We start from the raw sequence: 18,385 nt of genomic DNA, 5'->3' as shown, positions 1-18,385 counted from the left end.
ATATGGCTCCCCGAACAGGACTCGAACCTGTGACAACTCGATTAACAGTCGAGTGCTCTACCAACTGAGCTATCAGGGAACGTGAAGTTGAATACTAATAATTTATCATGACTTCTTAGGGGAGTCAAGCTTCAGAAGCGTTAGACGCCCGCCGCACTTTCCGCACCGATACCGGGCCGGATCCATCTTCCGTTTACGCAGGTATTCCGTCCCGCAGTCGCCGCAGCGAAGCATGTATCGGTACGGTTCCGGTTGACGTCGGCCCGCCGCCTTGCCCTTCGGCAACGATTTGCAGAAACGGCTTCCACCAACGGCCTGCAGCAGTTTCTTGAAATCGGCATCGCGATGGCGATATCCCCTGCCCGCAATGTGGAGATGATAATGGCACAGCTCATGCTTGATGATCTTCTCCACCTCTTCCCTGCCGTGCGTGGCCAGCTGATGCGGATTGATCTCGATATGATGGCTTTTCATGAAATAGCGGCCGCCGGTCGAGGACAATCGCCGGTTAAACGTAGCCTGATGCCTGAACGGAACCCGAAAGCTCTCCAGCGAGATTTTCTCGACCCAGGCCTGCAGCTCCTCATTACTCATCTCGTTCGTTGTCACTATGTCTGATCCTTCCTTTGCCCTGATAAATGCTACTTGAATTTTAACTTCTCTCTGGGCTACACTGTCAAGTAGAAAGTATGGAGGGAGAACCTGCAATCATGCCGAACATGCGCTACGTTATTTTAAAGGGTCAGGACGAGCTGTTCTTTGTCGAAATGCCCAGTGACTATGCTTACCAGCTCAGTGCCCTGAATTTACGCCTGAACAAGGAAATCGATAAACTCACCGCAGCAGGCAAACCTCAGCTGCCTCTTGCCGTAGCCGAATGCGACCATTTGGATTTGCTGCAGGAATCGCTGAGCATTCAGGGTGGTCTTGAATACATAAATGAGCTTGAGCAGGCCTTTGCTTCCCTGAACGAAAAGGAATATCCGCTCATCTCGCTGCTTACCGAAATTCGGGCCCTTCAAGCTCAGCTGGAGCAATGGTACGAGGAAGAAGCGCAATAATCGAGGTAGACCTGCACGCTTTGGGCATTTTCCCCATATGCTATCCATACAGATGGAAATAGCAAGAGGAGGAGATACCCTTGCCGCAATGGCTCTGCAATCAGTTGACACGCGCTTTCCGCAAGAAGGACAGACGTCAGATCAAGCTGCTGAACGAATGCTGGTACTTTTACCGGAATTCCCCAGGTGAAGAAAATTCGAATGCCCGTTAGGGCCTGCAATCGATCCATAAGGTTGACAATAAGCCGGACGCTCTGTCCGGCTTATTTTTGCATTGTAATAGGTGGACTGCATCCGTCGAATCCGCTCCTATAATTCGCTTCGTCTAGCTGGCCAGGAGCCCTGAAGCTTCCGCATAAAAACGATTTGCCCCGTATGATAGGCGTCATGCATGATTAAGCTGAGTATCCGCTGCGGCGATTCTTCGATCTCGGCTTCCGTCATCGCCTCGAACTTCTGTCTTAACGTTGCATGAACCTCCTGAAGCTGATTCCGGGCCGTATTCCAGGCCTCCTCACTGGTGTCATGGATCAGAAACGTCTCGTCGTTTCCTATCCCTTCATTATGAAGCGGTCTCCCTTCCAATCTGCCGAGCAAACGCTGCTTATAATACAGCAAATGCTGCACGTTCTCCCAAATGGAATTCGCCGCCTCCCCTTCCGGCTTCCACAATGCCTGCTCGAGCGTAACCTCCTTCAGCGCCGGTAGAATCGGAGGATACCAATCCTCCTGATCCATCGCATAATCCCAGTTTTGCAGCAGCAATTCCTTCATGTTCATATCCATCGCCTCCGCTTTGAATGTAACTACCATAAATAAAATAGAGCGTTACATAAAAACTAACACACTTCAGATCCCAATACAAGTAACTAGCAACATATATATTTACTTGTTACAATGATGAGACAAGAAAGGATGAGCTTCATGTTATGGGATGATTTTATAAACAGCGAATGGCATGACTGGAGAGGCAGCGGCCGATCCGAGGACCGGCTCGCCCGGGAGGATTGGCTCACTGAATTTATTAGCGAGCATGAGCTCCACGTCGCCGTTCCGCTGACTTCGGATGAACTGGAACTTCTCCGGCAGCTCCGATCCTTCCTGCGATTATGCGTTCAGCGCATCGTTGCAGGTACCCTCCCTTCCCGCCAGCAAGTAGAGGAATTGAACCGCTGGATGGCGACAGGGCCGGTCATTCGGCAGCTCAAGATCGAAGAGGACCAAAAAGGGGTACTTTCTTATATACCGCAAAATCCAGGCCTACAAGCAGCCGCTGCCGAGATCGCCGGCTCCTTTGCGCAAGCCATCGAGCAAGGCGAGTTGACTCGATTTCGCATCTGCACCAATCCGGATTGTCTCTGGGTGTATTACGATGACACGCGGAACCGCTCCAAACGTTATTGCGATGATAAAATGTGCGGCAATCTGATGAAGGTCAGACGTTTTCGGGCGAAGAAAAAGCAGCAGTCAGAGCCTGAGAAATAGGCCGATCGTTTAAGCTGGCGCAGTATATCGCAACATACATGCTTACGATAAAAACGTCCTGCTTCTAAAGCTGAGTCATGACTAAACCTTCCTCCAGAATAAACTCTATTCGCAGTCGATCCAGCCCATGATGAAAAAAAGAACCCAAAAAAGAGCCGTTTCTCCCAGAAGGAGAATACGGCTCTTTTTTAGCTTATTTTAGTTCTATCCTTGGTCTTTCGGTTTGCGCATCGTCAATCCGACGCGCCCCTTCTTCAAATCCACGTTCAGCACCCAGACGGTCACGTTATCCCCCACGGAGACGACATCCATCGGATGTTTAACAAATCCATCGCTCAGCTGGGAGATATGCACCAGGCCGTCGCTCTTGATGCCGATATCGACAAAGGCGCCGAAATCGATGACATTGCGTACCGTTCCCTGAAGCTCCATTCCCGGCACAAGATCCTCGATCTTCAGCACGTCCTGGCGGAAAATCGGCAGCGGCAGTTCCTCCCGCGGATCGCGTCCCGGACGCTGCAGGCTGTCCAGAATATCGCGAAGCGTCGGCACGCCCACCTCAAGCTTCACGGCCAGGCTCTCCGGCTGCTGGGCATCCAGCAGCTCAGCCAGCTCCTTGCTTCCCAGCTTGTCCAGGCCAACCTGGAGCTCCTGGAACAAACGGTCAACCACCGCATAGGATTCCGGATGAATCGGAGTACGATCCAGGATGTTCTCGCCTTCCGAAATCCGCATGAAGCCCACGCACTGCTCATAGGTTTTGGCACCGAGACGCGGAACCTTCTGGAGCTGCTTCCGGCTGACAAACTTCCCGTTCTCTTCCCGGTACTTCACGATATTTTTCGCAATGGTGGCATTGATGCCGGCCACATAAGAGAGCAGCGATGGCGATGCCGTATTCACGTCCACCCCGACATGGTTAACCGCGGACTCCACGACGGCCTTCAAGCTTTCCTCCAGATGCTTCTGGGTAACGTCATGCTGATATTGGCCCACACCGATCGACTTCGGATCGATCTTCACCAGTTCGGCCAGCGGATCCTGCACGCGGCGCGCAATCGAGGCTGCGCTGCGCTCGGCCACATCCAGATCCGGGAACTCTTCCTGCGCCAGCTTCGAAGCCGAATACACGCTTGCCCCGGCTTCGTTTACGATGAGGTAAGCAAGCTCTGGGTCGGCGAGCTCCGCAATGACTTCTTCCGCTACGAACTGCTCCGTTTCGCGGGATGCCGTACCGTTCCCGATGACAATGAGCTTGATTCCGTATTTCGCAATCAGCTCCTTGAACTTCGCGGCAGCCTCCCGCTTCTTGTTGGCCGGCGGCGTCGGATACGTGACGGCTACCTCCAGCAGCTTGCCCGTGTCATCGACTACAGCAAGCTTACATCCGGTACGGTAAGCCGGATCGACGCCCAGCACGCGGCGCCCCTTCACCGGCGGCTGTAGCAGCAAGCTGCGCAGATTCCCCGCAAAGATGGAGATCGCCTGGTTCTCCCCTTTCTCCGTCAACTCCCCGCGCACCTCGCGCTCTATCGATGGGGCTATGAGACGCTTGTAGGAGTCCTCGATCACCGCCGTCAGAATGTCCGAAACGGCCGACGGCCCTTTAAGCACCTGCTTTCCGATATACGCGTGTATGGATTCGGAAGGAACCTCCAGTCCCACCTTCAATATGTTCTCTCGCTCGCCCCGGTTAATGGCCAGTATCCGATGCGGCGGCATTTTCTTCGCCAATTCCCGGTAATTGTAATAGTTCTCGTACACGGATTCCGCTTCGGTATCCTTTGCCTCCGACGTCAAAATGCCATGATCCAGGCTGAACCGGCGTACCCAGGAACGAACGGCTGCATCATCGGCGATGTTCTCCGCCAATATATCCATCGCGCCTTGGAGGGCCTCTTCCGCCGAAGCCACGCCTTTCTCCTCATCGATATATTTCGCAGCCTCCACCATCGCATCGGCCTGCTTCGGCTGCGACCATATCCACTCCGACAGCGGCTCGAGTCCCTTTTCCTTGGCGACGCTCGCCCGCGTCTTGCGTTTTTGCTTATACGGACGGTAGAGATCTTCTACTTCCTGCAGCTTCACAGCCGCCGTAATCGATGCCTTCAGCTCTTCCGTCAGCTTGCCTTGCTCTTCTATGATGCGGATGACTTCCCGCTTACGGACCTCCAAATTGCGCAAATAGCCTGTCCGCTCTTCGATATCACGCAATTGGTTCTCATCCAGTTCGCCTGTCATTTCTTTACGGTAACGCGCAATAAACGGTATGGTATTGCCCTCATCCAGAAGTTCAACGGTCGTGCGCACCTGTTTCTCGGACAATTGAAGCTCCTTCGCGATCTGCTTCACGATCCGTTTCGATTCTTCCTTGCGAATCTGTTCTTCATTTACTTCCACAACAGCTTCTAATTCAGACAATGATATCCCTCTTTCTTCAATGAAACTATATTTGCTATTATCCCAAACTTAAGCGCTCATTTCCACTACATCGCTCACTTCGCAAGGCTTTAAGCTGCATTTAATGTCAATTTCATCTGATTTTAAGTTTCGGCTTATATTCTGTTACTACGAACATGCTGCTGCCGGATATCCACACTCCATAACGATCGGGAGGTCACCTTCGATGAATGACAAACATGCGATTGCCTGGTCTGTTGTCTGCCTACTGTTCATTGCAGCAGCGGTCACGACGGCATACGTGCTCATACCTACAAACGCGTAATCGATCGTCCCTAAGGGATAAACGCGCCTCGCCGCCACATAAAAACCCTCAAGGAATACTCCTTGAGGGTTTTTTGGCCGTAACCGTTCTATGTGGAACATGCAACGCTTGGATTGAATCAAAAATCAATCAAGCCCAGACTTATTTGCAGGGAATCATCCACCTTGCTCATCATTTCATCATCAAGATGGGTGATTTTGTCGGTTAGCCGCTGCTTATCAATCGTCCGGATCTGCTCTAGCAAAATGACGGAATCCCGGTCAAATCCATGCGACGCCGCGTCGATTTCGACGTGAGTCGGCAGCTTGGCTTTTTGAATCTGTGCCGTAATGGCTGCAACAATCACAGTCGGACTAAACCGGTTGCCGATATCGTTCTGAATGATAAGGACCGGTCTCACGCCGCCTTGCTCAGAACCGACAACAGGTGATAAATCCGCAAAAAATACGTCGCCCCGTTTAACGATCACTGTCTACACCCCGCTTACTAAGCGGTCTAGAGTGTTGTCTGCATCTTCCTCCGCGTGAAACGCCTCAGAAGCCATGGTCAGGTTAATTTTGGCCATTTCCATATAACCCCGCTGCATGGATTCACGAATGTAACGTTTCTTCCGTTCATTCAGGTACAACTTCATGGCCTGCCTAATAAGCTCACTGCGGTTGGAATTTTCCAGCTGAGCGATCCCGTCCACTTCCTGCAAAAGATGATCCGGTAAACTGATCATGATTCGTTTGGTGTTCTGCATATTGGCCACCTTCTATTACACCCCCACAACCTTCTCGCCCTGTGCACCAGTATTACATTATTCAAGGAAAATTATACAAAAGAATATATATGCCGAAGGTATATCAAGTATGCTGCATATCATTATAAACTACAATCGACACTTTCGTACAGACTTAAACGACATATTCCTAATTCGGGAAGATCTGTACGTATTCCTTCTTTCCTGAATAAATAACTTATGGCGACATGCTTTTTTTAAAGGTTGTTCCAGAGCGCGTTTACGGTCTTTACCGGTATATCATCGCGTATATAAAGACGCGGTACCCGGTGGGCAATCATGCAGACGACCTCATAGTGGATCGTCCCCAGCTTGGCTGCCAGCTCATCTGCCGTAATGCATTCGCCAGATTGCTGGCCGATGAGTACAACCTCTTCACCAGCTTTGATTTGTTCCGCCTCCTCGGCGAAAGATTTGAGCGATACCATACATTGGTCCATACAGATATTTCCGACTACAGGGACGCGGCGGCCGCGTATCAGCACTTCCGCTTTACCGCTCAGCATACGAGAGAAGCCATCGGCATAACCGATGGGAAGGGTTCCAATTCGTTCTTCCTGCTCCGTTACATACTTCGTCCCATAGCTGATGCCGGAATGCGGAGGTAAATTTTTGACGTAGACAAGCTTTGTCTTTAGCGTCATGACAGGGCGGAGGCTCACTGTCTTTCGATTCACCTCGTCCGAAGGATATAGTCCGTACAAGCCGATGCCGACACGAACCATATTATAGGATAGCTCAGGTGTATCGATCGCAGCAGCGCTGTTGCCCGTATGTATGATCGGGATATGGCAACCCTTATCCCGAAGAGCGTCCGCAACGCCCTGAAAACGGCGATACTGTCCCAACGTATAGTCTTTGTTCTCTTCATCCGCTCTTGCAAAATGGGTAAACATTCCTTCGACCACAACCTGCGGCAGCGATAACGCTTCTTCTATAAAAGAAATCGCATCTTCGCCGGGAAGCAGGCCCAAACGACCCATTCCGCTGTCAATCTTGATGTGTACCTTAAGCGGCTTCTCCGGCTTGACCGGCAGTGCCTTTATCGCTTGGAGCACTTCCGAACTGAACAGGGTTATGGTTACATCATACTCGTAAGCGATCTCTACAGCTTCCGGTGGGGTATAACCGAGCACCAGGATCGGGCCAGAGATGCCGCCTTGCCGAAGCTCAAGCGCTTCATCAAGGAAAGCCACGCTTAAGTATGCCGCACCCAGTTGCTGAAGTTCGCGTGCCACTTCTACGGCTCCGTGACCATAAGCGTTCGCCTTCACACAAGCAAGCAATTTCATGTGATCCGGCAGCGCCTCACGAAAAGCGTTATAGTTGGCGCGCAGATGGTCCAGGTTGATTTCCGCCAGGGTAGGTCGATATATCGCTTGCAATTCCAGTCACCTTCTTACCATTTTGAAAAAAGCATTATGCTTTACAATAGATTAATGGTAATGTTCCCGGGAGCAACTGTCAATTGAGACAAACTGCTTATTTATGGAGCTCGTGGTTCCATCCGGACGGCGAAACTTGGTGAAACGTCGGAATATCTGCAAAATATCGATGAAGTCCCCTGCCCAAATTCCTTTATTTGGAGAAAATAGGCGAATGGCCTCATTGTCGGAAGATTGCCCTCCTTCAATGCTTGGTATCCGCCTACTTCGTATTATTTACCCGATTCTCCCTGCATGGAAGCAGCGACTTTCTTCATTTCTTCGACTGGCAGATTAGCGCTCGTGATCCGGTATTCCACGCCTTCCGAACTCCAAGTCAGCGTTCTTTGCTGATCGCCGGTGAGCAGGCCGACCGTCGTGAAATCAATATACACCGCTTCGCCCGGAACGAGTGAAACCGCACGATCCGAAGGTCTGGATTCCATGATCGTGTATTGGTATACGCCGTCGTACTTCAGAATAACCGCATGGTCCTTGCTCTCCGGAACTTCCATGGTGTCCTTGTTCGTAACCCCTGCAGGCACATATTCCGGATAGATGATGCCGAAGGATCCCATGTCGCCGCCGGCAGCCGTTTCCGTCAAGCCCTCGGTTCCCTGAGCGCCGTTCCCCTCCGTAGTGGAAGCCACCGGTACCCCGTTCTCGTCCACTTCCGCAATCGTCCCCTTCGCATCGTTCATGGCACTCAGATTCTTGTTGGTATCAAACGAATCCTTGGTTAGGTTCGTATCGAATGTAAAGGTATTGAACTTCACTTCAACGACGACATTGGCTTCCGAATCCGATACTTGTACCTGTTTCGGCGTGTAGTTGTCCTTGGCGAGCCAGATCTTTTGACGAATCAAGGAATGACTGTGGTAGTTGGCGGCTACATCAAACACGTAGCTGTCCTTGTCCTCGGCAAACTGGCGCGTATTGTCGCTCAGAATGCTGCTAAGCAGCGTTTGATACAGATATACCTGCCCCTGATTATCCGGCCAGTCGCTCTTGAAGCGGAAGCTCTTATTTAAGCTTGGCGTCAGTACGAACACGCCGTCATCGTTGCGAAGCACGATTTGCGTAATATCCTTTTGCCCGTTGGTTAAGCTGATCCGATAGTAAGATGGAGATTGGTACCATACCTCAACCTGATACTCCTGCGGCGCCGAACCGGTATGTATGGTCATAACGCCCGCTCCCTGGTAAGCGCCCTTGGCACTTTCCAGCTTATCAGCCACCTTGCCCAGATCCTTCACAACGCTGTCTGCATTTTTCTTCCCGCATCCCGCCAGTATTGTTGTTAAGCATAATACTACCGCGAGCAGCACCCATGAAATCCGGCGCATGTCATCATCCCCTTCAACACTTGTTTTGACTTGATTGATACATGTCTATGAGGGACTTGGTCACATTATGCAGACTAGCCTGACAAGCATGATTACAGCGGAATGCGGCATGGGCTTAAGATCGCTCACGGCGTAAAAAACGAGCCAGGATGAATCCATTCGATCGCCGATTCATCCGGGGCTCGTTATTAAAATGGCGGCATGGGTTTCCCTATCCGAGACTTATTCTTCAACAAGCATCAACCTCATCCAAGTCAGCCATCTTAATGGGCAGCATGCAGCGAGACGGACTTCTCAGGCGTTGCATTCGTGTAAGGCGCGAACCATTCCTCATCCACTTGGTCAGGTGACGGAAGGCTGCGGGTGGTCGAGTCGAAGACCCAGAAGATCCCTACGCAGAACACGGCGATTCCGCATCCCGCGATAACGGAGGAGCTTGCCGCAACCACGCCAAGGGCACCTCCAATCAGGCTGCCAAGCGGCATGGCAATTCCGCTGAGTCCGCTTGCTGCCGCGAATACCGTGCCCAATCTTTTCTCGGGTATCGCCTTCTGAATGACCGAATTGATGATCACGTTCGTAATACCTCCCGGAAACCATGCCAGGCCGTACACCAGAACGACAAGCCAGGTCCAAGGGGTGAACACGCTGAGACACCAGGCAGCACCCGATAAACAAAACGCTCCGGCAAAAAGATATCCAAGCGGCAGGCGCTCCAGCTTCAAATACGGAGCCAGGATCGCTCCCAGCAAACTTCCGCAAGCCTGGGCCATGAGCAAGATCCCGTACACGCCGGCTCCGCCGAGGCTGTCGGCGAACGCAGGCATAACCGTGAAGGTAGCGCCGCCTGCGGCATTGATGACGATAATCCCCATCTGTACCCGTGCAAGCGGGGTTGCCAGGATGTAGCGGAGACCTTCTTTCATGTCGGTCCAATAATCGCTGAGAGCCTTTTGCATCGTTTTTGAAGTAACGGACGCTTTCGCCATTGTTTTATTGTCGTTGTTATCGGAAGTATTGATGGACTTCTTGATTTTCAATTGCGCAAACAACAAAGCTCCGACGAAAAATCCAATGGAATTCCATAAGTAAAGGGATACTGCGCCCAGCACGACAATCAATACGCCGGATATGGCATTGCAAGCGACATCGATGCCTTGGTAGGCCAGGGAGAACAGCGAGTTGCCTTGCGTCAGCTGCTTCTTTTCGAGAATTTTAGGAAGGGCCGACATTTGGGCCGGATATACCCACATATTCAACGTCGATAGAATCGGTGTAATCGCCAGTACAAGGCCGACCGTCAGAAAGTCGAAATAAAATGCAAGCGGAACGATCAACAGAAGAAGCGCTTGAATGAACTGGGTGTACACCAGAAGCCCCCGTATGGGAACGCGGTCGATCATCGGGCCGGATAACAATTGAATGATCCGGGGGAGAATCGAGAGAAGGCCGGCAAGCCCTGTATACAGCGTCGAACCTCCCAGATCGTATACCAGCCACATGGCCGCTACAGCATACAGGCTGTCACCGATATTCGTAAGGATTCGGCCAATGAACAATAGCAGAAAATTGCGATTCTTTAAAATCTCCACAGAGAAACACTCCCTTATTTTTCAATTTTATCGTTTAGGAGAAGAGGCTGTGAGGCCCCTTCCTATTTGGACGTTTCCGTCGAAACCACATTGATCCCAACGGCATACTCCTTGCTGTCTTCCCCTTTGGTCGCGATGGTCTTATTCACCCATTTTTCCAGCAGTTCCTTGAACTCCTTTGTCATCTCTTCATATTGGTCGGCGTTCAGCTGCAGCCTCAAGCTAATTCGGGTTCGGGTCGCCGCGTCGTAATCTTCGGCAAGAACCGGGTCCATCGTTTGCGTTCCCTTGGTGTTAAACCACTTCGCTTTGGATTTATAATATTTCTCAACGATGCCGCCGACCGTCCGGGTCTCCACCAAATCTATCAGCCCGCCGTCATATAACTTCTGGATATGATAGTGGATGCTTCCCGGCGAATCTCCCAATTCATCCGCGACTTGCTTGGAGGTTTTGGCCGTATCCAGCATGGTTCCTAGAATTTTCACCCGCTGGGCGCTGCCTAGCAGCTTCGCTTGTTCCACCGATATTTCAATGCTTTGATTTTGATCTTGATCCATCATGCAGCTCTCCATTCTAATTGAATTATTCATTCTAAACTTGTTATTCATACGATTATTTTCGTTTGATCTAATTTAGTTTATCAATCTAATTTTCTAGATCGGTATGTCACAATAATAAACCACCTATTACCATTTGTAAATAGGCGGTTTATAAATTGTTTATTTTTTTCTACACGGGCTTGACCATATGATGATAAACATGCCCGTTAATCATGATGTCCTTATCCGTTTTATATCCTTTTCGGTCGTACAAGGAATGGGCACGATGATTGTCCGTCACCACGGCGAGGGCAATTTTATGGTACTTAAGCTCCTTCGCCCGGTTCTCCGCATGAAGTATGAGCGCCGAGCCGATCCCCTTGCCTCCAAACTGCGGGGAAACGGATAACGTATCGATATAGTATTCATCTTCATCCGCTTCTTGATCCAGCGTTACGGTAGGGTCGTTCTTCAGCTTCCGCAGCCGATCCAAGATGGGACGGTCCAATTCGGCCGCTTGATCGCCGCCGTAAGCAACGATGATGCCGGCCACCTCGCCGTCGATCTCCTTCACGGCAGACTGACGGTAACTGAGCCTGCCCTCGTCCGCCCGAAAATATTGCTCCAGCACTTCAAGCGCTTTCTCTTCGCTGTCTTCCCCCGTTAACCGATGAGCTACATCGTGCAGTGCGTCATACAACAGCCTGGCTGCCGCGCCCGCATCCTGTGGCCTTGCTGATCTGATGGTCATGCTGATTCAACCTCCAATTGCCAATCCATCTTTTAAACATCCCAGTCCTCAACCTCGTAAAACAGCTCCAAATCGGACGTTGCCGTAAACGAACGCCGTTTCACTTTGGGATCCCCGATCTTCTCATGCAATCCGAACCCTCTCGATACCTTGAACGTAAAAGACAAACCGTGCGGTACCATCGCGCTTCCCCTGTAAACGCCCTCTCCGCTGTACGGAATCTCAAATCCGGCATAGATCATGGGAGAAACGGGCGTTGCAGGAGGTACCTTCACCTCAATCGCGACTTTCACGAATTCCGGAAGTTCTTCAACGATCGTAATCTCTTTATCCGCGCTTAAGCTTCCCATTTGCAGCGTAATCCGGGTGCTGCCGGGAGTTCGAGGCTTCAGCGTTCCGTCCGGCAGTATCGTGAGCAATTCCGGAGACTCAACATGATATGTTCCATTCATCAACGTTTGAACAAATCCGCTGTCGTATGTAATGACCGGATTCAGTTGCTTGACGGGCCCGTTTACCCCTGCGACGCCGTCGCCATCCAGCTTGATCGAGACCGGTTCACCAATGTTTCCGAAAAAATACAGCAGCGGTGCGTGCGCTCTGCCTGCCCAGTCGCTTTGGCTGTGAGCCGCTCCCGGATCCAGGAACAGCATGAGATCATCCCCCGGCACAAAACCGTCCTGAACCAAGCGTTCCGCTTCCTCCCGGGCGTATTTTTCCATGAAAACACCTTCCGCACCGCCCATATCCAGCCAAACCCGAAGATTCGGGTGCGTACCGTATCTTTCATAAAAGGGATGTTCCTTCAGTTCGCCCCGTTCATCGAATTGGGCTCTGACGAAATAAGGCGACATGACCGCAATGCTGCCGAACACATCCGGCCTCCGGAAACCGATGTTGTAGGTGACGATCCCGCCCGCGGACGAACCCATCATAGCCGTATGCTCCGGGCCCCTCAACGTTCGAAAATTCTGGTTGATATAAGGCATCACTTCTTCAATGATAAAGGTTTCGTACCGTTCGCCGGCAAACGGCGGATCGAACACCTGATGCATCCGTGGGTTGTCATGGAAATACTCGTTCAGCCTTTGATGGGGAACCGTGGCGATGCCGACGATGATAATTTCCTCCATCCGCCCCTCGGAAACCAGCCGATCCGCGGTGACGTGCATATCCCATGAGCCGCCTCGCTCATCCGCTGAAAATACGTGCTGCCCGTCATGCATATAGAGTACGGCATAATGCTTCTCCGTATTCTCGTGATAACTGGGTGGAAGATATACATACAAACTCCGGGTATTGCTTAAGCTAACCGATGGAAAATCTGCGATCTCTACCATTCTTGAGGACATACTGACCATTCTAACCCCTCCTGATTATTTTTGCACCACATGTGCGGTTAACATGCGGTTTATCCGCTTAAGGCAGCGCCATATAACAAAAAAAGGCACAACCCGATAAAATCAGGTTGTACCTCTTAGGTAAGCATTGCCTTACTTCACATTATACTGGGGAATTTCCCCATATTCAAGATCAGGATTTGCCCTCAGGCGGCTCTTTCGGCACATAGTTGAAGATTTCGCCATCCACGAAAGTATCAATCAATCGTTCCAGCCATTTATAGTAAGCAACAGCCTCACGCATCTTCGCCTGATCCTCTTGCAGCACCGCTACCAGCTCTTCGTCATCCTCATGCGCTTTGCGGAGCTTCTCCGTTTCGTCAAGCGCTTTGCGCAGGACCAGAATGTTGCTCTCCACCGATTTACGCCATTTAATATCGAAAAAATCAAAGAAGGTCTGGTACCAATCGTATTCCACTTCATACAAATCCTTGCGGGAACCCTTCTCCCACACCTTGTTGACCATTTTATAATCGAGCAGCGTCCGCACGCCTGTACTCATGCTCGTTTTGCTCATCTTCATTTCCTGTCCCATTTCATCCAGGTTCATCGGTTTATCTGCAAAATAAAGTAATCCGTATAAATGTCCCGTTGAGTGTGGAATGCCGTACAAGTCCATATTCCGTCCAATATTTTCAATGACACGCTTACGAATCTTCTGCACGGCTGCCTGCCGTTCATCATCTAAATGGTACAAGCCCATGCTTGCAGCCTCCTCTATACTGTAGCCATCCAAGAAGTCATGTCAACACAACAAAACTAGGTGGACTCGAAGTGTAGTGTGAACGATCTCCATGAAATCTAAACAAGCCGAATCCACACACATTCTCTGATCTATTGTAGGGAAAGCTATTTTAAAAGTAAAGAAGATCGCTTTGGAGGATATCGGAGCATATGAGAGCATTTCAAAGGATAACTTTGTACAGTTTTTACTGTACGTACTTTATGTACGGATATAACGTTTGATACTTTACGTATCGGTTGTTACAATGGGTGACATGGGTTTACGAGACGACATCGGCAAAGACTCGGACAAATGGACGCGTCTCTATACAATAAAAGGAGGAGTACTTTTGGCTATTCTGCAAGTTAACAAAGTCAGCAAATTGTTCGGCGCGAACCCGGAACAAGGGCTTCAATTGCTTGAGCAAGGCTGGAGTAAAGCGCGAATTGCAAAAGAGAAAAATATAACGGTTGGCGTTAACCGTGTCAGCTTCGATATTCAGGAAGGCGAGATCTTCGTGATTATGGGGCTATCGGGCAGCGGGAAGTCTACGCTCGTCCGTTTGCTAAATCGGTTGATTGAACCGACATCGGGCGAAATCCTGATACACGGCAAGGACCTGCGAAAGATGAACAAGGAACAGCTGCGGGACGTACGCCGCAAAAAAATCAGCATGGTGTTCCAGAAGTTCGCCTTGTTCCCCCATCGCACGGTTGTGGACAATGTGGAATACGGTTTGGAGATTCAGAAGGTAGACAAGAGCAAACGCCGCGAAGCGGCCATGAAGTCGCTTGAGCTTGTAGGCTTGAAGGGCTGGGAGGAAAAAATGCCCGATCAGCTCAGCGGCGGCATGCAGCAGCGCGTCGGGCTGGCCCGTGCGCTTGCCAACGATCCGGAGATTCTGCTGATGGACGAAGCCTTCAGCGCACTGGATCCGCTCATTCGCAGAGACATGCAGGACGAATTGATCGAGCTTCAGGACAAAATGAAAAAAACCATCGTGTTCATTACCCACGACCTGGACGAAGCTCTTCGGATCGGCGACCGCATTGCCTTGATGAAGGATGGCTCGATCGTGCAGATCGGCACGCCGGAGGAAATCTTGACCCAGCCTGCCAACGACTACGTCGAACGGTTCGTGGAAGACGTGGATCTGTCCAAGGTGCTTACCGCTTCACGGGTTATGCGCCGTCCGGAAACCATCACGATGGATCGCGGGCCTCGGGTTGCGCTGGAGCTTATGCGTGAACGCGGCATCTCGAACCTGTTCGTGATCGACCGTTCGAAGAAGCTGCTCGGCGTCATTACGGCGGAAGATGCATCGGATGCCATGAAGAATAACCGCAAGCTTGCGGATATTCTCATCACGGACGGACCGAGCGTCGGACCCGACACGCTGCTAAATGAATTGTTTGAAATTACGAGCATGTCCAAAGTGCCATTGGCCGTTGTGGATGATACCGGCCGACTGATGGGCGTTATCGTCCGCGGTGCCGTCCTTGGTGCCTTGGCCGGAGAAACCAAGAGCGAGGAGGTGACGCAAGATGCCTAAGATCCCTCTTGCCAGCTGGGTTGATTCCTTGGTCGATTGGATGGGAGACGTGTTCTCCGGATTCTTTGACGCCATCTCTTTCATTATCGAGAACGTTGTGCAGTTGTTTACGGATTTGTTCATGCTGCCTCATCCGTATTTGTTCATCGTCATCCTGGCCGTCATTGCCTACCTGCTGGGCCGTCTGCCGTTAACCTTGTTCACGGCCATCGGTTTCCTGCTGATCGACAACTTGGGCTACTGGTCACAGACGATGAGTACGCTCAGTCTGGTCATCACGGCAGCATTGATCTCCGTCATTCTAGGTGTTCCGCTAGGGATATGGGCGGCCTATAGCAAGTCCGCATCCCGCGTGATCATACCGGTTCTGGACTTTATGCAGACCATGCCGGCATTTGTATACTTGCTGCCTGCCGTCACATTCTTCAGTCTGGGCGTGGTTCCGGGAGTTATCGCTTCGGTTATCTTCGCGATTCCGCCGACGATACGCCTGACCCGCCTCGGCATTATGCAAGTATCCGGCGAATTGACTGAAGCTGCGGATGCATTCGGTTCGACTTCCGGGCAGAAATTGTTCAAGGTTCAGCTGCCGCTGGCCATGCCAACCTTGATGGCCGGCATTAACCAGACCATCATGCTGTCGTTGTCGATGGTGGTTATCGCTTCGATGATCGGCGCCCAAGGTATCGGTGCCGAGGTATATCGTGCAGTAACGCAGCTGCAAATCGGTAAAGGGTTTGAAGCCGGCTTGGCTGTCGTCATTTTGGCGATTGTCCTCGACCGCTTTACACAAAATATATTTAAATCGAAAAAAAGGGGTGCTTAATTTGAAGAAACAGAAGTTTTGGTTGCTGCTGAGCTTGGCCGCTATTCTGGTCCTGTCCGCTTGCGGTCAGGGCGGAAACGGCGGCGCGAATGGAACGACGGACAACGGGGCTGATGGCGGTTCCACCGCTTCCCTCGGCGATCAAGTCAAACATGAAATCATCGGTATTGATCCTGGCGCGGGTATTATGAAAGCAACGGCTGCTGCGATTGAGGAATATGGATTGACCGACTGGAAACTGATCGAAGGTTCCGGCGCGGCCATGACGGCAACTCTCGATAAAGCCATCAAGAACGAAGATCCGATCATTATTACCGGTTGGACTCCGCACTGGATGTTCGCCAAATACGATCTGAAGTATCTGGAAGATCCGAAGAAAGTCTACGGTGAAGCGGAAGAGATCCACACCGTTGCCCGCCTTGGACTTCAGGAAGATCATCCGGAAGCCTATAAGTTCCTGAGCAATTTCAAGTGGACGTCCGACGATATGGGTCAGATTATGACCGCGATCCAAGAAGGCCAAGACCCTGAGGCTGCTGCTAAAGAATGGGCGGACAGCAACGCTGAGAAAGTCGATGCTTGGCTCGAAGGCGTTCAACCGGTTGACGGCAAAAGCTTCAAATTCAGTTATGTGGCTTGGGATTCCGAAATTGCCAGCACCAACCTGCTGAAAGTGATCATGGAAGAAAAGCTGGGTTACAAAGTTGAGGCCCTTCAAGTAGAAGCAGGCCCTATGTGGACCGGCGTTGCCAACGGCGACGTGGACGCCACCGTGGCTGCTTGGCTGCCGCTGACGCATGCGGACTACTGGGATAAATTCAAGGACCAAGTGGAAGACCTTGGCGCCAACATGGAAGGCGTAAAAACCGGACTGGTGGTTCCGTCTTACGTGGAAGCCAATTCGATTGAAGATCTGAAATAAGGGTAAACGCCATCCCATGGGTTGTGGGATGGCTTTCTTATTTCAGGTGATCAAGATTAGTCGGCCTGGTCTGGGGAGGATGCATCCGTTCCGGTCGCTGTTGAAACCAGGAAACAGGATGATATTTTTGCGGTATTTTCCCGGTTTCAAAGGCGAACGCCAGGTCTCCTCCACGGATACATCCTCTTTTCTTGGGCCCGGCCTCCAATCTTTCCCACAAAGAGAGCCATCCCTTTTCTCAGGGATGGCTTTTTGGGGGTTGGGCGGGGAAGGGGCAGTGCTGACCAGTTCGACACGGTCAGCTTTGCCTGATTTATAGCCGGACATGCTGTGAATCCCCTTGGGACTCACAGGCTTGCCGGCTCGGCTTCTTCGGCCTTTCGGGGGCTTACAGCCTCCCCGATTCGGCCTCGAACAATGCTGCAGCAGGCCGTCCTTCTCTCACGAATTAAAAAAGATCATGCCCAACAGATGGGCATGATCTTTTTTCTACTATATAAGTCTACTCTTTTATCGTGACTGTCACGGGAGAGTATTCCGCAATGACGGTTTGTCCGTGCACGGATACGCTGCCCTCCGGCGTCAGGTCTTTTTCGGTCATGATGCCAAGCGCGATGGTGAATTTGTTGAACTTGACCGGGATGTTTTTCTCCCGGCGGATCTCTTCGCCGTTCACGTAGAAGATAGCCTCGTCCTCAGCACGGTTATACGTGATTTTGTACGTGTTGAATTCCCGCGGCGTAAAGTGCGTATCTTCCTCTTTGAAAATGCAGAAGTAACGGGTCTTGTCCGATTCCGGCACCTGCACGCCCGGGAACGGCAGGACCGCATACACGCTGGCGTATTTGTCGTTCGAAGCAAAAAAGTCCAGTGCCGCGCCGGTGCTGAAATCAAGCAGATTCAAAGATACGTAGCCGTCATACAAGTCGCCGGGAACCGTTCCTTGGGTGCGGGCCCGAATTTGCAGCTCGAAGGTCACCTCGCCGGATTCCGGCACGTCCACTTCTTCGTTGGAATAATACATATGCTTGGCGTTATCGAGAATTTGGATCTGGTTATTCTGGCGGCTCAGCGGTGCGCGTACGTACAGAATTCCATTGCGGACGATAACGACCGCATTCGGCTCGCGATATTCCCAGAATGAACCGTCCGGCAGCGGGAACCCGCCGATCTTCCAAGTCCCGCTCTCGGACAGGATGGAGTGAAAATCACCAAAAACGCGTTGTTGTTCCATCTATTTCCCCTTCTTCC

The 18,385-nt window shown here is 51.3% G+C and carries 19 protein-coding genes and 1 tRNA gene; 6 read left to right on the top strand and 14 right to left on the bottom strand.

Features of this window, described 5'->3' with window-relative positions:
• Window positions 1–3: 3 nt before the first annotated feature.
• Together RB298_RS24925 and RB298_RS24920 are read right to left on the bottom strand one after the other, a co-directional pair.
• A tRNA-Asn gene (locus RB298_RS24925) sits at window positions 4–79 on the bottom strand.
• A 26-nt stretch (window positions 80–105) separates the two neighbouring features.
• Window positions 106–594 carry a SprT family protein gene (locus RB298_RS24920; RefSeq protein WP_186326543.1) on the bottom strand — a complete coding sequence of 163 codons (489 nt, stop codon included), beginning with the start codon at window positions 592–594 and terminating at the stop codon, window positions 106–108.
• A 116-nt stretch (window positions 595–710) separates the two neighbouring features.
• Here RB298_RS24920 and RB298_RS24915 point away from each other — a divergent pair, with 116 nt between their 5' ends.
• Both RB298_RS24915 and cmpA read left to right on the top strand, forming a co-directional pair.
• Entirely contained in the window at window positions 711–1,061 is a 351-nt protein-coding gene (locus RB298_RS24915; RefSeq protein WP_009594449.1) for a hypothetical protein, read from the top strand.
• Window positions 1,062–1,141: 80 nt separating this feature from the next.
• Window positions 1,142–1,273: a cortex morphogenetic protein CmpA gene (gene cmpA / locus RB298_RS24910; protein WP_015737250.1), complete on the top strand. Its 132-nt coding sequence runs from the start codon at window positions 1,142–1,144 to the stop codon at window positions 1,271–1,273.
• A 97-nt stretch (window positions 1,274–1,370) separates the two neighbouring features.
• Here the strand turns inward: cmpA and RB298_RS24905 are convergent, their stop codons facing one another.
• Window positions 1,371–1,841, bottom strand: coding sequence for a DinB family protein (locus tag RB298_RS24905; RefSeq protein WP_192570691.1), 471 nt, complete (start codon window positions 1,839–1,841; stop codon window positions 1,371–1,373).
• A 144-nt stretch (window positions 1,842–1,985) separates the two neighbouring features.
• Between RB298_RS24905 and RB298_RS24900 the strand changes: the two genes are divergently transcribed.
• Entirely contained in the window at window positions 1,986–2,546 is a 561-nt protein-coding gene (locus tag RB298_RS24900) for a CGNR zinc finger domain-containing protein (protein WP_096776511.1), read from the top strand.
• Between the two features lie 204 nt (window positions 2,547–2,750).
• Here RB298_RS24900 and RB298_RS24895 read toward each other — a convergent pair whose 3' ends face one another.
• The 10 genes from RB298_RS24895 to RB298_RS24850 all read right to left on the bottom strand — a co-directional run bounded on the left by RB298_RS24895 (window position 2,751) and on the right by RB298_RS24850 (window position 13,813).
• Entirely contained in the window at window positions 2,751–4,967 is a 2,217-nt protein-coding gene (locus tag RB298_RS24895; RefSeq protein ID WP_096776512.1) for a Tex family protein, read from the bottom strand.
• A 422-nt stretch (window positions 4,968–5,389) separates the two neighbouring features.
• Window positions 5,390–5,740, bottom strand: coding sequence for a type II toxin-antitoxin system PemK/MazF family toxin (locus RB298_RS24890; RefSeq protein WP_486049045.1), 351 nt, complete (start codon window positions 5,738–5,740; stop codon window positions 5,390–5,392).
• A gap of 3 nt (window positions 5,741–5,743) precedes the next feature.
• A complete protein-coding gene (locus tag RB298_RS24885) occupies window positions 5,744–6,025 on the bottom strand; it encodes a CopG family ribbon-helix-helix protein (RefSeq protein WP_028406492.1) in 282 nt (93 codons plus the stop codon).
• Window positions 6,026–6,252: 227 nt separating this feature from the next.
• On the bottom strand, window positions 6,253–7,440 hold the full coding sequence (gene alr / locus RB298_RS24880; protein WP_213579679.1) for an alanine racemase: 1,188 nt from the start codon (window positions 7,438–7,440) through the stop codon (window positions 6,253–6,255).
• 272 nt (window positions 7,441–7,712) lie between these two features.
• Window positions 7,713–8,825, bottom strand: a complete 1,113-nt coding sequence (locus RB298_RS24875; protein ID WP_096776514.1) for an outer membrane lipoprotein-sorting protein — start codon at window positions 8,823–8,825, stop codon at window positions 7,713–7,715.
• Between the two features lie 263 nt (window positions 8,826–9,088).
• Window positions 9,089–10,417, bottom strand: coding sequence for an MFS transporter (locus RB298_RS24870; protein ID WP_096776515.1), 1,329 nt, complete (start codon window positions 10,415–10,417; stop codon window positions 9,089–9,091).
• Between the two features lie 62 nt (window positions 10,418–10,479).
• Entirely contained in the window at window positions 10,480–10,980 is a 501-nt protein-coding gene (locus RB298_RS24865; protein ID WP_009594455.1) for a winged helix-turn-helix domain-containing protein, read from the bottom strand.
• A 169-nt stretch (window positions 10,981–11,149) separates the two neighbouring features.
• Complete coding sequence (locus RB298_RS24860; protein ID WP_213579681.1) at window positions 11,150–11,710, bottom strand: GNAT family N-acetyltransferase; 561 nt, start codon at window positions 11,708–11,710, stop codon at window positions 11,150–11,152.
• A 32-nt stretch (window positions 11,711–11,742) separates the two neighbouring features.
• Complete coding sequence (locus RB298_RS24855; protein WP_213579682.1) at window positions 11,743–13,071, bottom strand: alpha/beta hydrolase; 1,329 nt, start codon at window positions 13,069–13,071, stop codon at window positions 11,743–11,745.
• A gap of 172 nt (window positions 13,072–13,243) precedes the next feature.
• Window positions 13,244–13,813 carry a GbsR/MarR family transcriptional regulator gene (locus tag RB298_RS24850; protein WP_015737261.1) on the bottom strand — a complete coding sequence of 190 codons (570 nt, stop codon included), beginning with the start codon at window positions 13,811–13,813 and terminating at the stop codon, window positions 13,244–13,246.
• A gap of 370 nt (window positions 13,814–14,183) precedes the next feature.
• Between RB298_RS24850 and RB298_RS24845 the strand changes: the two genes are divergently transcribed.
• From RB298_RS24845 to RB298_RS24835, 3 genes are read left to right on the top strand one after another with little or no spacing between them, the layout of a single operon-like run.
• On the top strand, window positions 14,184–15,386 hold the full coding sequence (locus RB298_RS24845) for a quaternary amine ABC transporter ATP-binding protein (protein WP_096776518.1): 1,203 nt from the start codon (window positions 14,184–14,186) through the stop codon (window positions 15,384–15,386).
• Window positions 15,379–16,212, top strand: a complete 834-nt coding sequence (locus RB298_RS24840) for an ABC transporter permease (protein WP_015737263.1) — start codon at window positions 15,379–15,381, stop codon at window positions 16,210–16,212. The genes RB298_RS24845 and RB298_RS24840 overlap by 8 nt, the downstream gene beginning before the upstream one ends.
• Before the next feature lies 1 nt (window position 16,213).
• On the top strand, window positions 16,214–17,134 hold the full coding sequence (locus RB298_RS24835; protein WP_009594437.1) for a glycine betaine ABC transporter substrate-binding protein: 921 nt from the start codon (window positions 16,214–16,216) through the stop codon (window positions 17,132–17,134).
• Between the two features lie 502 nt (window positions 17,135–17,636).
• Here the strand turns inward: RB298_RS24835 and RB298_RS24830 are convergent.
• Entirely contained in the window at window positions 17,637–18,368 is a 732-nt protein-coding gene (locus tag RB298_RS24830) for a DUF6081 family protein (protein ID WP_096776521.1), read from the bottom strand.
• Between the last annotated feature and the right edge of the window lie 17 nt (window positions 18,369–18,385).

It is taken from the genome of Priestia sp. BR_2 (assembly GCF_041954005.1).
Lineage (GTDB): Bacteria > Bacillota > Bacilli > Paenibacillales > Paenibacillaceae > Paenibacillus_AQ > Paenibacillus_AQ lautus_A.
This window is presented reverse-complemented; position numbering and strand designations above follow the sequence as displayed.

Excerpts from the sequence above, each read along its gene's own strand:
- RB298_RS24920 (WP_186326543.1), bottom strand. The coding sequence starts at position 594 with ATGAGTAATGAGGAGCTGCAGGCCTGGGTCGAGAAAATCTCGCTGGAG.
- RB298_RS24915 (WP_009594449.1), top strand. The coding sequence starts at position 711 with ATGCCGAACATGCGCTACGTTATTTTAAAGGGTCAGGACGAGCTGTTC.
- RB298_RS24905 (WP_192570691.1), bottom strand. The coding sequence starts at position 1,841 with ATGAACATGAAGGAATTGCTGCTGCAAAACTGGGATTATGCGATGGAT.
- RB298_RS24900 (WP_096776511.1), top strand. The coding sequence starts at position 1,986 with ATGTTATGGGATGATTTTATAAACAGCGAATGGCATGACTGGAGAGGC.
- RB298_RS24875 (WP_096776514.1), bottom strand. The coding sequence starts at position 8,825 with ATGCGCCGGATTTCATGGGTGCTGCTCGCGGTAGTATTATGCTTAACA.
- RB298_RS24865 (WP_009594455.1), bottom strand. The coding sequence starts at position 10,980 with ATGATGGATCAAGATCAAAATCAAAGCATTGAAATATCGGTGGAACAA.
- RB298_RS24860 (WP_213579681.1), bottom strand. The coding sequence starts at position 11,710 with ATGACCATCAGATCAGCAAGGCCACAGGATGCGGGCGCGGCAGCCAGG.
- RB298_RS24855 (WP_213579682.1), bottom strand. The coding sequence starts at position 13,071 with ATGGTCAGTATGTCCTCAAGAATGGTAGAGATCGCAGATTTTCCATCG.
- RB298_RS24850 (WP_015737261.1), bottom strand. The coding sequence starts at position 13,813 with ATGGGCTTGTACCATTTAGATGATGAACGGCAGGCAGCCGTGCAGAAG.
- RB298_RS24840 (WP_015737263.1), top strand. The coding sequence starts at position 15,379 with ATGCCTAAGATCCCTCTTGCCAGCTGGGTTGATTCCTTGGTCGATTGG.
- RB298_RS24830 (WP_096776521.1), bottom strand. The coding sequence starts at position 18,368 with ATGGAACAACAACGCGTTTTTGGTGATTTTCACTCCATCCTGTCCGAG.